Origin of the sequence: Streptosporangium nondiastaticum (assembly GCF_003011965.1) — a bacterium.
GTDB lineage: Bacteria > Actinomycetota > Actinomycetes > Streptomycetales > Streptomycetaceae > Streptomyces > Streptomyces nondiastaticus.
The window spans coordinates 65,246-80,051 of the sequence record NZ_PXWG01000018.1 but is presented as its reverse complement, the minus strand read 5'-3'; the positions used below and the strand labels follow the sequence as shown (position 1 = coordinate 80,051).

Sequence of the window (14,806 nt, the reverse complement as noted above, 5' to 3'; positions counted from 1 at the left end):
GCGGGCCGCCGCGGCCTTCTCCGGCGACGGTGCCGTGGCCGGGGCGGTCGTCCCCGTCCCGGGTTCCGGGCGGCGGTCCCGCGGAATGAGGGCCAGGACGAGGCCCAGGGCCAGCAGGGCGCCGCTCGTCAGGAAGACCGTCTGCATGGCGTGGGCCATGCCTTCCAGGAAGGGGTGGGCGAGGCGGGCGTCGGCGTGGGTCAGGAAGGAGCTGTCGTCCAGGGAGACGGCGCCGTTCCGGCCGGCGAGGAGCGTCTGGTTGGCCGGCTGGGAGGTGACCGCCGGGTCGGCGAGGGCGGCCTTGAAGCCCGGGTCGGTCGCGGCGTCGGCGTAGGCGTCGGCGATGCGGCCGCCGACCGTGCCGAAGAAGAGCGAGAAGAAGGCGCTGATTCCGACGGTGCCGCCGATGGAGCGGAAGAAGGCGAAGGAGCCGATGCCGGCGCCCATGTACTGCGGCTCCAGGCCGCGCTGGATGGCGACCAGCATGACCTGCCAGCACATCCCGATGCCGATGCCCATGGCGGCCGCGGCCGCCCCGGCCTGCCACAGGGCCGTGTCGGCGCCGAACGTCGCGAACCAGAACGTGCCGGCCATCATCAGCACGATGCCGAGGAGCATGAAGCCCTTGAAGTTGCCGGTTCGCGTCACGTAGGCGCTGCACAGGCGGCCGCCGCCGATGATGCCGAGCGTCTGCGGCAGCAGCATCAGGCCCGCCTCGGTCGGCGAGAGGCCCTTGACGATCTGGAGGTAGAGCGGGAGCACGGCGAGCGAGCCGAAGACGGCGGCGCCGACGATCGTGTTGACGCCGTTGTAGAGCGTGAAGACGGGGTTGCGGAACATCGGGGTGGGGAGCAGGGCGGCGCCGCCGGCCCGCCGCTGCGCCAGCAGGAAGAGCAGGAGTCCCACGGCCCCCACGGCGAACAGCCCCAGCGTGCCGGCCGAGCCCCAGCCCCACTTCGACCCTTCCTCGACGGCGAAGAGGAGGGGCACGAGGAAGAGGACGAGCGTGATGACGCCGGCGATGTCGGGCTTGTCGGAGGAGCGGCCGCTCTGGACGTGGACCTGGCTGAGGATGATCAGGACGGCGGCGAGGCCGACCGGCACGTTGATGAAGAAGGCCCAGCGCCAGCCGGCCGCCCCGGCGAAGCTGTCCAGCCCGGCGAAGAACCCGCCGACGACCGGGCCGACCACCGCCGCGACCCCGAAGACGGCACCGAACCAGGCCTGGTAGCGGCCGCGTTCGGCGGGCGGCAGCAGATCGGCCAGGATGGCGAACGCGAGGCTCATCAGACCGCCCGCGCCGAGCCCCTGGACGCCCCGGAAGACCGACAGCGTCACCATGGACGTGGCGAGCCCGCACAGCACCGAACCGGCGACGAAGAAGGCCACGGCCGTGACGTAGAGCGGCCGGCGTCCGTAGATGTCGGAGAGCTTGCCGTAGAGGGCCGTGGTGACCACCGAGGTGATCATGTACGAGGTGTTGGCCCAGGCTTGCTGCGAGAGGCCGTTGAGGTCGTCGGAGATGGTGCGGAGCGCCGCGGAGATGATGGTCTGGTCGAGCGCCGACATGAACAGGCCGAGCATCAGCCCGGCCATGACGAGTCTCATGCGGCGCCGGTCGATCACCGGCGTGGTCGGGGCGGTCGTGTCCGTCATCGTCGTTCCATCCATCCCTGTCCGAGGCCCTGCTGAGGCGAGGACTCAAGGATGGAACCTCAAGCAAACTTGAGGTCAAGCCGACGAACGATCAACCCTCTTCGCCTTCGTCTTCCTCCTCCTCTTCTCCTTCGTCTTCATCTTCATAAGGGGCCTCTTCCATCAGCCGCTCGGCGATGTCGTCGACCCAGGCCTCGGCCCAGCGCAGGAGCTCGGCTCGGTCGGTCTCGTCGAGCCCGTAGGCGGCGAACTCGGAGTCGGCGATCCACTCGGCACCGGCGAGCCGGGCCTGGAGGTCGGTGAGGTCGAAGCCGGTGTCACCGGCGTGCCGCCGCCCGAGCTCCTCCAGCTCGATGTGCGACCAGCTGCCGGACGCGGCCCGCACGTCGACGAGGTCCCGTGCGAGCCCGAGGTCCGCGAGGTCGCGCACGGCCATGCCGACCGTGTCCTCGACCGCGGGCACGGGCCCGTACGGACCGAGCTCCGGCGGCCGCCGCAGGGTCTCCTTGCGGATGCCGACGGCGCAGTGCTCGCCGGTCGCGGCGTCGGTGACGACGAGCCGGGCCTCGGACGGCTCCACCTGCCAGCCGCGCTCCCGCAGGCCGCCGCAGAGGGTGGCGACGAGGCCGGCCAGGGGATCCGGGGCCTCGGTGATCACCTCCAGGCCCGTGTCCCGGCGGGCGGCGCCGGGCGCGAGGAGGCCGTGCGCCTCAAGGGCGTACGCACCGCTGAGGACGAGCGGACACTCCGCACCCGCCGCCATCACGTCCGGGAGCAGACGCCGGTGCAGTCCGCGCGGACCGCCTTCGTACGGACCGCCTTCGTACGGACCGTTGTCGTACGGGCTTCCGTCATACGAGCCGGGCGGCGGTGTGGGCGGCAGCATGATCGTGATTATTCCGGAAGGACGCCCGCGACCAGGTCGGATACGCGCTGCAGCTCCGGCTGGATCTCGTCCGCTTCGGCCCGGTCGACGGCGGCGAGCCGCCACCACACGGCGCGGGCGTTGCGCAGCACGCGCCGGGTCTCGTCGACGGGCGCCTGCGCGTTGTGTCGCCGCTCGGCGGTCCGCAGGTGCAGCCGCATGATCGCGGCCCAGTCCTCCTGCAGCAGCAGCGCCAGCCAGGCCCGCGTGCCGAGCACGCCGACGGTGTGCGGGTGCAACGCCCCGTACTCCCGGTCGAGCGCCCCTTCCAGCTCACGGGCGGCGAGGGCCGCCCCCACGAGGTCCCCCTGCAGCTCGGCCGCAACGATCCGGCCGAAGCGCTCGGCGTGGTGCGGGGGGAGGGGGGCGCTCCAGTCGGAAGCAGGGGCGGGGGCGGGCTCGGGCGGGGCCGGTACGGGCGCGGGCACGGGCACAGGAGCAGGAGCAGGAGCAGGCACCACGGGAGCCACAGGAGCCACAGGAGCCACAGGAGCCACAGGAGCCACAGGAGCCACAGGAGCCACAGGAGCCACCGGCGTAGACACAACAGGCGCCGGCGCAGGCACCACAGGCACCGGCGCGGGCGGCGGAGTCGGAGCCGGCGTGGGATGCGGAGTCGGAGCTGGCGTCGGATGCGGCGCCGCCAGCGGCGTCACCGCCCCGTCGTGGTCCACGATCAGCGGCCAGACCGAGCCGTCGGGCTCCTTGGCGTTGATGCGTATGGGGTGGCCGCGGAGAGCCGCCCGGACGCGTATCTCCGAGAGCGCCGAAGTCCGCGCGTCCTCACCGGGCAGGTTTTCGACCGGCTCCCCGTCGATCGTCGCTCCGCCCATTGCGTTGATGACGATGGTGTAGACAGGCGTCAGAGGGACCGAGTCGAGGTCCGTCACAACAGGCATGGTCATTCCTTACGTACCGCCGCCGCCAGCAGGCCAAGGGGCCGCGGCGCTCAGGCGCCGCGGTCCCCCCGGGTAATGATGACCCGGATCACCCGCCCTTGGGGTAGTAGGGGGGTGACCAGCCCAGATACTTGGCGTTCCACTTGGTTTCGATCTCGGTGGCCGGGACGATCGATATCTCGCCGATCGGCCCGATGTCATTGGACGCGATCTTCCCGTCGCCGACGTAGATGGCCACGTGACCGGCGCGGTGCCCGGTGTCCCAGAACATGAGCGCACCGGGTGGCGGATTGCGATCGCCGTCGTGCCGCATGTCCTTCGGCATCTCGATCTGATAGTGGTCGATGGCGTAGTCGGTGCCGGAGAAGTTCCATCCGTAGGCGATCGAGGTGAAGGCCAGGCACTTCTGGTACCAGTTCGCGCGGTGGCTGTCGGCCTCGGCCTTGGCCCACCTGATCGCATCAGCGGTCGATCGGGGGTTCTTCACCACGGCCGGCCAGTTCGCGTTGCCGTCGTGGAAGGGCTCACCGGGCTTGCCCGGCTGACCGGAGCCCGAGGTGTTGCAGTCGTCCGGAGGCTCGTCGGGGTCCTTGCCATTGCCGTTACCGCTGTTACCGCTGTTACCGCTGTCCCCCGAATTGCCTCCGGAAGTGTTCTTGCCCGGCTGCTTGGGATGGTTCTCACCGGATCGCTCCAGGTCGATCCCGGCTTCCTTGGCAATGCTGCGGGCCTGAGTTTCCTTCGGACCGTAGGCATCGGGGAAGCCCGATCGCTGCACCTTCTGGGCGGCGTCGTTGAGCGAGAGGTTCTCCCAGGGGATGTCTTCCAGGCCCGGCGGGTCGCCGCTGTCGCCGCCGAAGAGGAACATGTGCGCGGCGTACTTGGGGTCCAGGATCTGGTCCCTGGTCCCCCAGCCCGACGACGGCCGCTGCTGGAACAGGCCCAGCGAGTCCCGGTCGCCGTAGTTGATGTTGTCCAGCTGCGACTCGGCGAGAGCGGTCATCAGCGCGATGAGCGTGGCCCGTCCGGGCAGCTTCCCCTCCTTCGCTACCTCGTCGATGATTTTGGCGTTGGTCACCTGCCTGGCACGCAGTTCCTTGCTCGCCCCGCCGGTGGCATCGCCCTGCCGCCCGTTGCCCTGCTCCCCGTCGTCGGCCGGCTGCCCCCGGTCGCCGCAGCCGGCGGCCGCGGCCGAGCTGGTGCCGCCGATGCCCGACATGGCGCCGAGGATGATGAGCATGACCACGAAGATGACCGCGATGGGAAGCCCGAGCTTGACCACCAGGGCACGCCGGGCTCCCCCCGCCGCCAGGGCGAGGGCCTGACGTCCGTCCACCGGTTCAGACCCCCAGGACCCGGCCCACGCGCCATCCGTCGTCGCCGCGCGTGATCTCGGTGAGGAGGGCCTTGGTCTCGTTGTACTTGCGGTACCCCGCGACGGTCGTCTCCACGGTGACCTTGCGCCAGACGCGCATGGGCGTATCGGCCTGGTTGCGCACCCGGTCGTCGTCGGCGGGCCCGACGGTGACCCGGTCCACGGTGGACACGCCACCGTTGGAGACCATCTCGTTCCACGCCGGGTCGTCGAACTTCTTGAGGTTCTCGGACAGAGCGGGAGTCATCCACGGTGCCGCACGCTCCACCACGGCCTTGTGGTCCTTGTCCACCGGTGGGTTACGGGCCCAGTAGACCCGTGCCCATCCCTCCGCCGCCTTCTCCGGCTTGCTGAGGTCGGCCTTCGGCACGGCCGGGGCCGCAGCCGAAGGGGCGGCGGAAACACCGCCGGCCTCACCCGACGCCGACTCGGTCCGCGTCTCCGGGGCGCTGCCCGCCGTTACGACCTTCGCCGGGGCGCCGTCGTTCGGCCACCAGTGGGCGGCGGCCGCGCCGAGGGCGAGGAACCCGACGATCACCAGGATCGCGCCGCCCGCGGTGACCGGCTCCCGGCGCCGCTCCTCCGCGAGACGTCGCTTGAGCTCCGCCTTCTGGCCCTGGCGGTAGACCTTGCGGGCGCGGCGGCGCAGTGACCGCTTGGGAGCCTCCTCGATCTCCTCCGGGTAGTCGTACGGGGTGTTCAACAGCTCCCGCCACTCGGCTGAGCTCTGCGGCCCGTTGTCCTTGCTCACGAGTTCCTCCTGCGGCGGCGCCGATCGGATGCGGGCGCCGCCGGAGCGCTGACGGAACGATTCACCTTGGCCGGGCCACTACGACGGCTCGCGGCGCCGCCCGAGACCGAGGCCGAGTTGGCGGCCCGCCGGGACTGGGTGATCTTTTTCTGACGTGGCGGCGGGTTGTGCCCACGTGCCGGCCGGAATTGGGGACCGTTCTGCCCGCTTTCGGCCTGCAGCTGCGGGTGACGACGGGCGCGGTTCTGCGCTCCGGTGGCCCGCCCCGTGTGGGCGGCGCCGACCTGGATGCGGCCCAGATCCGGCTGTCCGGCACGAGGTGTGTTTCGCGGACGGACGCTGCCCACGGAAGCCGTGCGACGCTCCGGCAGAGTGGCGATGGTCCTCCCGGCTCCCGAGCTGCCGTCCGCACGACGGGAACCGGTCGACTGGCCGTCGGAGGAGCGCATCCGAGCACTCGTTCCCGGCGGGTTGTCCGCGGCCCACGTGGCCAGGGCCTGCAGGCCCCGCTCCTTGGCCTTGTGCAATTGCTCGGCACCCGCGGATGCCACTTTGGCGCCGCCGCTCATAGCAGCCTGACCGGTCTTCCGGCCGGCCCACTTGGTGCCGTTCCAAGCAGCCTGGCCGCTCTTCCGGCCGGCCCACTTGGTGCCGTTCCAAGCAGCCTGACCGGTCTTCCGGCCGGCCCATTTGACGGGCCGCGCCGCCTGACGGCCCGCCCAGCCCGCGGGCTTACCGACCATCCGGCCGGCGAGCCTGCTGGCCCCGCGCCCCAGTGCCATACCGGCGGCCGAGGCGCCCGGCGACAGCGCACCGGTGACACCGACGATGCTCTCCATCACGGCGCGGAACTTGAATGCCACGATCGCGCTGGTGATGCTGACGCCGATGGCGGCGAAGTAGCCGTACTTGCCCAGCATCGAGATGCTGACGGTGTTCAGCACCAGGACGACGCCCAGCACCATCGTGCTCACGAACGACTGGAGGGCGAAGCCCAGCAGGGCGTCGAACCATCGCATGCCCCACTGACGCGGCCTACCAGGGATCACCCACAGGCAGGCGAAGACCACACCGGCAAGCAGCAGCATCAACGCGCCGATCAGCGAAGCGAGCGAGGCGAAGGCCAGAGCGACGGCGAGGAGCGCGAACAGCGCGGCGCAGACAAAGGCGGCGATCGTGACCGTGACACGGCCGGCGTTCTTTCCCTGCCGCCACTTCATGGCCGGTATACCGATCTTCGAGTCACTGAGCGTCTTGCTCAGGAACTCGCGCCGTGCGTCGGCGAAGTCGTCGTCCTTCGGCGGCTTATCGGTCTTCTGGAGCGTTTGCTCGCCGAACTCCTTGCAGGTGTCGAGGTTACCGAATTCGGCGATGCACCATGGCGTGACGACGTAGGACCGCCAGATCGCGTCGGTGGACTTGCGGACCAGCTTGTTCTTCTTGGTCTCTTCGCTGTCCTTCTTATCGTTCTGGTCGAGGTCCGGGTTCCCCTTGACCGCGAAGGGCTCCTGCGCGTTGCCGTTCATGCCCGCGCTGGTGGCCTCCATGGCGATGCTGGAACCGACCTTGCGCACGCTGTCGATCCCGTCGACCCACACGCCGGGGGTGCTCACGAGTGACACCGCGAGAATGCCCGAGGCCGCCACCCAGCCGAGTTGGCTCAGACCGCTGCCGCTCGCCTTCCGGTGGTTGGCCCAGGCCACCATGGCTCCCACGGCCAGCGCCGAGGGCAGCAGGGTCTCGGAGACCGTTCCGCCCGCGCTGGATATGGCCGTGGTGATCGCATCGTGGATCTCTTTGACGTCGGTGAGGTTCAGTGTCCACTGGACGGCGACCACGGCCGACTGAGTGATGAAGACTGTCAGTCCCATGAAGATATCGGCGATGCCGTTGAGCATGCTCCAGCCGATGTCCTTCCACCCCAGCTCGCTGTCGAGCCGGTAGTAGAGGCCTGACCCGTACTGCTCATAGAGGGTGGAGCCGCTGCCCTCCCCGATGCGGGGGGTCTTCAGCAGATCGCCGATGCCCGCCGGCTTGTACTTCTTGAACTTGTCGTCGGCCGCCGCGGCACCCGCGGTCGCCATGAGCGTGGTGAACGCGCCGAGGAGGGGTATGAGGAGGTTCCGGATACGGGGAAGTCTCATTCCGACGGCCTCATCAGGGCGTTGCGGACGGGGCTGCCGGCGGCCATGTCCTCGTCCCGCACGTTCATCTTCTGGTCGACCAGCCAGGCTCCGTCGACCTTGACCATGCGCAGGGCACCCCGGCGAACGGACGTCCGCGCACCGTCAGCGGTCGTTTCCGTGATCATCAGGCCGGTCCCCTTGGGGTGGTTCCCGATGGGCGCTACGTCCACCGGCAGCCCCTCGACGCTCACGGTGACGCCGGGCTCGGGCTTCTCGTCCGCCAGATATGCGAAACGCTCCGCGCATCCGTCCACGCCGCCGTCACCGCCCTGCTTGTTCGGGGTCATGAGACTGCACATCGTTCGTACGTCGTGGGCGACGTCGGCCTTCCCGTACCGGCCTGCGGCATCCTTCATCGCCGCCTCGTCCTTCGCCCGCGCCTGGGCCTCCGCGTCCGCCCGCCGGCGCTCTTCCTTGCCGGCGCCCGGGTTGCCTCTGGACTCTCCGCTCCCGGCCTTGCCGTCACCGGACGACGAGCACCCGGCGACCGCCAGGACCGACGCCGCCACCGCTATTGCCGCAACCCGCCTCATGCAATCGCCTCCTGGGGTTCGGACTTACTCATGGAGACCTCGGCCGGGCCCGCCACCGCACCCGTCGTCTTCGGAGTCGTGCTCAGCAGCTCCAGCATCTCCAGCGACGGCACGTCGAACTGCACGGTCGCGCTGCTGAAGCGACGGTCACGCATGATGCAGTGGCCGTGCCGGATCTCCTGCGTCACGTCCACGCCGATGGCCTGGATGAGCTGGCGCGTGTGCGGGTCCTTGGGCAGGTCCAGCAGGTCCGCCATCGCGTCCTGCTGCTCGGGCGTGGTCAGCTGGAAGCCGAAGACCGTCGTCATCTGCTCCACGAGACCCGTGAGGCTCGCCAGCGACTCCGGGTCCTGGGTGTCCACGACGAGCGCGGTGTGCAGGGCGCGTCCCACTCGGGCGATGTACTGGAGGAACGAGCTGCCCTCGCGCGTGGCCGTGAGGACGTGCACCTCGGGCACCGCGACGACCTTGCGCAAGCCGCGGAGGTCCTTCCGGCCCGCCATGCTGATGCCGTACGCGAGCAGCGAGTGGACCAGCGCCACCGAGAGCCGCTGGTGGACGGACCAGTCGTCGCGGGAGTCGTCGGGCGACGGCAGGGTGATGCCCGGGACCTGGACCACCCAGATGCCGGGCGACGGAGTGATCAGCGTGGTGCCGGAAGGCTTGCCCATGAAGGGGGCGCCCAGGCCGGTGAGCGACAGTTCGTACAGGGCGTCGCCGGCCTCCCGGGCCAGTTCGTCCTCGGAGCGCCGCAGGTACTCGATGACTTTCCACGTCGCCGGGTCGCCCTCGGCGATGATCTCGTTGACCGCGCTCTGGATGGGAGTCTCCGCGCCGCGCATCCGCAGGTGCTGCGGCAGTGCGATGCCCAGCTGGGCCGGCACCTCGGTCTGCGCGCGCTCCGCGCTTTCACCGGACAGCAAGGTGAACAGGTCTGCCACTCCGGCGTACTGGGCACCCGTCTCGATGACGTGTGCGTTGAGCCCGTACCGCTGGCCGGCCGAGACCAGACCGCCCATGTCGCCCTTGAAGTCGAGCGCCAGCACGAACGAGCCGCGGAAGCCGGAGTCCAGCAGGGACAGCATCATGGCGGTCGTCTTGCCGCGGCCGCTTCGGCCGATGAACGCGGTCGTCGTCGCGTCGCCACGTTCGGAACCACCGGTCAGGTCGTTGCGCACGACACCCGGCGTCGAGCCGGTCAGGTAACCGATGATCGGGCCGGTGTCGTCACCTACTGACGCGCCGCCCCAGAACCACGATCCGGCGAAGGCGCCGACCGTACGGGTGTGCACCAGGTCCGGTACCCGCAGCATGTCGCCGGGCTGGGCCTCCAGCCACAGCTCACGCTGCTCCTCGGCGGCGACGCTGACCTCGATGCCGAGTCCGCCGTAGAAGCCGATGACGGCATCGCAGCGGGCCCGCAGGTCCTCCAGGGAGAATTCGCTGGTGATGACCAGACGGGGGTGGTCCTCCATCAGCGTGACGTCCTCGCGCTTCATGTCGCGCGAGAGGGACGTCATCGTCTCCTCGGTCTCCTCGATCTCCTGCGCGGTTTCGCCGGCGGAGTGCTTGGCGGCGCTCTGCCGCTGCTCCTTGGCGAGTCGGCGAACCTCATCGATCTGCTTCAGGGCATCCCGCTTGTGCATCACCTTGAAGCGGACGGACGGCTCGGGATTGACCGGCCTGACCTGGATTTCCTGCTCGTAATCGTCGTCGTCCCCGTACTCGGGCACGTACGTGATCTCGGCGACGGCTCGCAGCCACTCACCCGCCCCGGGCGACTCCATCTCCTCGGGGAAGCCGTCCATGGTGAGCACCGCCACCCAGGTGCTGGTCTCGCCCTGCTGGTCGACAATGCGCAAGTGGTCGGGGTAGGGCAGCACGCGGCCACGGGTGAGCTGGGCCAGCTTGGCGCCGGTGATCATCCCGTCGGCATCCGGATTCGGCAGCACCGTGTCACGGCGCTGCTCGCGCGCGATCATCCAGGCGAGCATCTCGACCGCGGCCGGCTGCGCCTTCCACGGCGTCGTCTCCAGCTGCCGGCCGAGGCGCCGTGTGAGGGCGTCCAGCCGGGCGATCTCCTTCTGCGAGACCGAGGTCGACCCGATGCCCAGCGCGTCCTGTACGCCTCTGCTGCCCCGCGCCTTGGCCTGGTTGGAGCGCTCGGCTATGCGTACGCCGAGCAGCAGCATGCGCGTGGGCAGCTCGAGCTGGTGCAGCCGCTCGACCCTCATGTCGGCCCACTCGGCGAAGTTGCCCGCCGAGAACAGGTTCTCCGCCTCGGTCCGGTACTCCTCGGCGTTCAGCGGGGCCCACAGGACCTTCAGGTGGCAGTCGTAGCCCGAAAGCGTGCGGGCCAGCGCGCTGCTGGCCTGATCGTGCTCACCGTCGCGCGCCGACTCCGACATCAGGTCGGTGTTGGAGCTGCCCAGCACGAACCACGCCTCGGCGTGCGTCTCGGTGATGACCAGACCGTCCGCCAGGCCGACGTAGCGGGGTGGCGGGGCCGAACGGTCGCCGTCGACCCCGAGAAAGCGGGCGATGCCCTTGGTGATCTTCATCGCTTATCACGTACCTTCCTGGCCGGCCGTCCTGGCCCGCTGGGCGGCCATCGGCGCGGGCATGGGCGCCTTACGGCCACCCGTCCATACCTGCTGAGCCACCTGCGCTTGCCGGTTGGCCCGCTGCTGCGCGGCCTGCTGCTCGGCGGCCTTCCGGTCCTTGGCGGACAGGCTGCGCATGCGGGCGCGGTAGACGTGGTCCGGCCCGTACAGACGGGGCCGGGAATCGAGCTTCACGGGCCGGCCGGCAGTGGGCTTGGGCTGCTCGCCGCCGAGGGCGGCCTCGAAGACACCCATTCCGGGCATGGCCAGGAATTCTTCGGTCCGATCGCCCAGCCGAGCGCGCAGCGGCAGCCACTCGCTGCGGTCCGCGGCGCGGCGGCCGCCGTTGATGACCGGGCGGTGCCCGACCGTGAGATAGCGGACCGCCAGGGCCCACTGCGTCAGGTTCCAGCGCCGCTCGTTACGACGCGAACGCTGGGACCCGTAAAAGGTGATCAGTGCCGGAGGCGCGAAGTAGAGGGTGAAGAGGAACTTCGACGGGACACCGAAGATGAGCAGCAGCCCACCCACCCAGACCGCGTACATCACGGCGCCGGTGACCAGGACGCGACGGGACGGGCCCTCGCCGAGGTCCATGCCGAACAGCTCGTGCTGCCGGGTCTCCAGGTCGAAGTGGCGGGTGAAGGTGTGCCCTACCCTCATGCGCCAGCCACTTTGTTCCAGATCGCGGTGAGCATGCCCTTCGAGGAGTCGGGCGCGAAGACGAAGCCGGCCACGACCACACCGGCCATGAAGTGGCCGAGCAGTTCGCCCCATTCACGCTTGGCGTAGTGCCCGATGGCGCGGACGGCGAGAACGATCAGGAAGATGTTTCCCGCGACCAGGAACACCCAGGACTTGAGGTCGGCGCCATTGCTCAGCGCGAGTTGCATCGGATTACCCCTTGGTGAGATACGTGCTGCTGCGGAAGGGAAGAGGGCCGGTGTCCCGGACCCGGGTCATGATGCGGCCCGGCAGGCCGACGCGCGCTACGGAGTGAGTCCGCCGTGGACCTCGGAGACCTGCCAGCGCTCGGCGCCCTGGGCCGACGTCACCCGCGCCACCTTGACGCGGTAGGTCTGCTCCAGCTCGGCATCGCCCAACTGCCAGTTGATCACTGCCGTGCCGACGCGCTCGGTGCCGCTGCCCTCGTCCACGGACCAGTTCCTGACGCCGCCCGGGGTCATGCCGGCCGGGAGAGCAGGGATGTACGCGCCCGGGGCAGCCACCGCGTCCGGCTCGCCCGTGGCGTACTTTTTAAAGAATTCCTCGATCACGTCGCGGGTCCGCTGGCTGAATGCCATGTCGGCGGGCTTCGTCTCCGGGTCCGCCACGGAAGGCCCGCTCGCGGGAACGCCGACAATGCCCGGCTGACCGGTGACGACGATGCGTCCGGACGCTTGGACGACGGGGACTTCCAGCCCCATCCACTTGGTGGTGGACGGCTTGGGCTTGTCGTCCTTCTTCTTGTCGTCGGTCTTCTTGTCGTCCTGCTTGTCGTCCTGCTTCGGCTGTGCCGCGGAAGCGGGGCCCTTGACGAGGACGTCCACCCGGACGCGGGCGCGCTTGTCGGCGAGCACGGAGACCGATCCGGGCTGTGCAACGACGACTTCCTGGCGACCCTTGGAGTTCCAGCCCGTGGTGGTGTCGGTTCCCTTGGGCATGTCCCGGGACAGGGCGTCGGCACGCGCCTGCGGGTCGGCATCGTCCCAGGTGAGGTACGCGCGGGCGAACCGGGCGGCGACCGCCTGCGCTTCCTGGATCGGGTAGTTGGGCCCGCTGTCGACCTTGGTGGGGACAGGCTTGGGCGGCTCGGGCGTCCAGATCCACGAACGGATCCCGGTGATCGCGGCGAGCGCCACGACACCCCACAACACACCGCGGCCTACCTTGACCGCGAACTTCGTGCCGCTGTTCTCATCCTCGATCTGCCAGGGAAGCTGACCAGCCGACGGCTTGCCCGGTGATCCGGGCAAGGGCTGCTGACCTGCGGAAGCGTCGGTGGCCCGCACGGGGCCTCCGTCCTGGGCCTGCAGCCGCGCCGCTGCGTCCGCCCACTGCTGGAGCCCGGCGGGCGCCGGGGGTGTCTGGACGGGTGCCGGTGCCGGTGCAGCAGGCTGTTGCTGAGCCGGGGCCGCGTTCTTGTCGCTCTTCGGCTCCGGCAGATTCAGAATCCGCCGCATGACCGTCTTGAACGTGCTCAACCCTGGTGACCCTTCCCCCGTGCTAGGCCTGAGTGGCAGGACAGTACGTCGGCCATTACTGATCGTCAAATTACTTCGGACGAACAGTTTCCGTTCGGATATGAACGATCTTGATCGACGTAGCGTCCTTAATTTCCCGACAAGGCGGGCGCTTCCGCGCGACGCCTCAGCGGCCGCGTGGCTTGGCTCACGCCAGCGACGGACCGCGGCCGCGGGATTGCGCCTGCAGCGGCTCGGCAGGCACCGCCGCGGGCTCCTGCCGGCCCTGCCGCAGAACCGTTTTTGTAGCCAACTTGTTGCGGAGCTCCCGGGGTTCGTCCCGTGCCGGGCCGTCCATGTCGAGGACGGATCGAGCCTCTTGCGCCTGCGATTGCGCCCGCGCCGCGGCTTCAGCCGCATGCTTCGCTTTGAGCCCGGCTTCCTTCCCCTGGACGACCTCGACGGCTTCCCTGCTGACGCCCGGATTGAGCTCGGCCCGGATAACCCGCTCGCCGAACTGCTCCTGACCGGGCGGGATGCGGATGATTTTGTTGCGCTCGCTCTGGAGCAGATCCGCGGCCTGCTTGTACTGCTTCGCCAGGCCCTCGTCCTTCCCGGCGAGCTCCTTGAACTTCCCCGAACGCGTCAGCTCGTACAGCTCATGGTTCTCCGACTTCGCCTGAAAGCTCTCCGGAGTGTGAAACTGCAGCTCGAAGTGTTCCTTCGTCTCCGAGTGCCGCCAGGAAGTGTTCAGCCCCTTGTAGACCGGGTCGTCCCAGGTGTTCGTCTCGTAGACCGGCTCGTACCCCTGCTCGCGCAGTTCGGCGTACGACTCCTTCACGCCTTCGGCGTATTTATCCGTCTCGAAGGTCAGCGTGTAGCGATTCAGGTCGTCGACGTATTCAGCCGTTTCCTCGGCACTCACGTTGTCGGCCTTGCGTGCCACAGCGGCCTTGCGGCGGAAGGAGTCGAGCCCCTTCAGGGAGTACTCGAGCCCGACCACCTGACTGCCGTGGCTCTCGGCGGTCTTCTGCTGGATCCCCTTCACGACGCCGTCGAGGTGCTCCCGCGCCGCCTTGGCCTGCTCCCACCGGTTCGTGATGATCCGGTTCTCGTCCTCGGTCAGCGTCAGATGGTCTTCCTCCGCTTCCTTGCTCCCCTGCCAGGCCCCCACTTCACTGCTCACAGTTCCGTGGCTCCCGTGACACCGAAGATCTCCTGCAGAAGCTGCTCGGCTTCGCCGGCCGTGAGCTCGACCAGGTGCGGCGACGTGGACGACCGGCCGTCGAACGCGTAGAAGGCGGCCATGGTCGGGCCCCATTGGGACTCGCTGTTGAACGACTCGTCACGGATGTTCTCCGGACTGCGGCGACGCCTGACCACGGTGGTCGGCGCACGCCCGTCGTCCCAGGCACGACGGCTCGAATAGTGGGCCCAGTACTGAACCCAGCCCTGCCGGTCGGCTGCCAGCGCGGCCGCGTGCTCCTCGGAGACGGCATGCAGCACCTCGGGGGCGGGCGGAGTCTGCACGTTCGTCGCCTTGACATCGTGCCACTGCCAGTCAAGGAGGGACAGGTACTCCCACGTGTCACCGGCACGCCGCCACAGACCGTCGGGCCGGTCCACCGTGTAGCCCTGCGGCACCTCGGCGAAGTATGCGTACTGCTGCTCACTCATCATTTGCTTTCCTTGCTT

General features: G+C 69.3%; 13 protein-coding genes. All 13 read right to left on the bottom strand.

The annotated features are described in order from the left end of the window. On the bottom strand, nt 1-1,656 hold a 1,656-nt coding region (locus tag B7P34_RS10860), incomplete at its 3' end, for an MDR family MFS transporter (RefSeq protein ID WP_223267725.1). A gap of 91 nt (nt 1,657-1,747) precedes the next feature. Then, the gene (locus B7P34_RS10855; protein ID WP_223267724.1) at nt 1,748-2,542 is read right to left on the bottom strand and encodes a hypothetical protein; all 795 of its coding nucleotides are present in this window, start codon (nt 2,540-2,542) and stop codon (nt 1,748-1,750) included. Between the two features lie 8 nt (nt 2,543-2,550). Beyond that, nucleotides 2,551-3,009 carry a hypothetical protein gene (locus B7P34_RS37435; RefSeq protein ID WP_189382672.1) on the bottom strand — a complete coding sequence of 153 codons (459 nt, stop codon included), beginning with the start codon at nt 3,007-3,009 and terminating at the stop codon, nt 2,551-2,553. A gap of 559 nt (nt 3,010-3,568) precedes the next feature. Then, nucleotides 3,569-4,762: a hypothetical protein gene (locus B7P34_RS10845; RefSeq protein ID WP_223267723.1), complete on the bottom strand. Its 1,194-nt coding sequence runs from the start codon at nt 4,760-4,762 to the stop codon at nt 3,569-3,571. A gap of 58 nt (nt 4,763-4,820) precedes the next feature. After that, nucleotides 4,821-5,606 (bottom strand): hypothetical protein, encoded by a 786-nt coding sequence (locus B7P34_RS36710; protein ID WP_146166793.1) that lies wholly within the window; start codon nt 5,604-5,606, stop codon nt 4,821-4,823. Then, the gene (locus B7P34_RS10835; protein WP_106675633.1) at nt 5,603-7,750 is read right to left on the bottom strand and encodes a hypothetical protein; all 2,148 of its coding nucleotides are present in this window, start codon (nt 7,748-7,750) and stop codon (nt 5,603-5,605) included. The genes B7P34_RS36710 and B7P34_RS10835 overlap by 4 nt, the downstream gene beginning before the upstream one ends. Further along, on the bottom strand, nt 7,747-8,325 hold the full coding sequence (locus B7P34_RS10830; RefSeq protein WP_146166791.1) for a hypothetical protein: 579 nt from the start codon (nt 8,323-8,325) through the stop codon (nt 7,747-7,749). The genes B7P34_RS10835 and B7P34_RS10830 overlap by 4 nt, the downstream gene beginning before the upstream one ends. Further along, on the bottom strand, nt 8,322-10,886 hold the full coding sequence (locus tag B7P34_RS10825) for an ATP-binding protein (protein WP_106675631.1): 2,565 nt from the start codon (nt 10,884-10,886) through the stop codon (nt 8,322-8,324). The genes B7P34_RS10830 and B7P34_RS10825 overlap by 4 nt, the downstream gene beginning before the upstream one ends. Nucleotides 10,887-10,892: 6 nt before the next feature. After that, complete coding sequence (locus B7P34_RS10820; protein WP_106675630.1) at nt 10,893-11,591, bottom strand: hypothetical protein; 699 nt, start codon at nt 11,589-11,591, stop codon at nt 10,893-10,895. Further along, the gene (locus B7P34_RS10815) at nt 11,588-11,821 is read right to left on the bottom strand and encodes a hypothetical protein (protein WP_106675629.1); all 234 of its coding nucleotides are present in this window, start codon (nt 11,819-11,821) and stop codon (nt 11,588-11,590) included. Before B7P34_RS10815 ends, B7P34_RS10820 begins: the two co-directional genes overlap by 4 nt. A 96-nt stretch (nt 11,822-11,917) precedes the next feature. After that, complete coding sequence (locus B7P34_RS10810) at nt 11,918-13,132, bottom strand: conjugal transfer protein (RefSeq protein WP_189382671.1); 1,215 nt, start codon at nt 13,130-13,132, stop codon at nt 11,918-11,920. A gap of 187 nt (nt 13,133-13,319) precedes the next feature. After that, nucleotides 13,320-14,297, bottom strand: coding sequence for a hypothetical protein (locus B7P34_RS37430; protein ID WP_189382669.1), 978 nt, complete (start codon nt 14,295-14,297; stop codon nt 13,320-13,322). Continuing rightward, the gene (locus B7P34_RS10805) at nt 14,294-14,788 is read right to left on the bottom strand and encodes a hypothetical protein (RefSeq protein WP_146166790.1); all 495 of its coding nucleotides are present in this window, start codon (nt 14,786-14,788) and stop codon (nt 14,294-14,296) included. The genes B7P34_RS37430 and B7P34_RS10805 overlap by 4 nt, the downstream gene beginning before the upstream one ends. Nucleotides 14,789-14,806 lie beyond the last annotated feature (18 nt).

Bases quoted from the DNA above. Each gene is read 5' to 3' on its own strand.
- B7P34_RS10855 (WP_223267724.1), bottom strand. From the start codon at position 2,542: ATGCTGCCGCCCACACCGCCGCCCGGCTCGTATGACGGAAGCCCGTAC.
- B7P34_RS10835 (WP_106675633.1), bottom strand. From the start codon at position 7,750: ATGAGACTTCCCCGTATCCGGAACCTCCTCATACCCCTCCTCGGCGCG.
- B7P34_RS10830 (WP_146166791.1), bottom strand. From the start codon at position 8,325: ATGAGGCGGGTTGCGGCAATAGCGGTGGCGGCGTCGGTCCTGGCGGTC.
- B7P34_RS10825 (WP_106675631.1), bottom strand. From the start codon at position 10,886: ATGAAGATCACCAAGGGCATCGCCCGCTTTCTCGGGGTCGACGGCGAC.
- B7P34_RS10820 (WP_106675630.1), bottom strand. From the start codon at position 11,591: ATGAGGGTAGGGCACACCTTCACCCGCCACTTCGACCTGGAGACCCGG.
- B7P34_RS10815 (WP_106675629.1), bottom strand. From the start codon at position 11,821: ATGCAACTCGCGCTGAGCAATGGCGCCGACCTCAAGTCCTGGGTGTTC.
- B7P34_RS10805 (WP_146166790.1), bottom strand. From the start codon at position 14,788: ATGAGTGAGCAGCAGTACGCATACTTCGCCGAGGTGCCGCAGGGCTAC.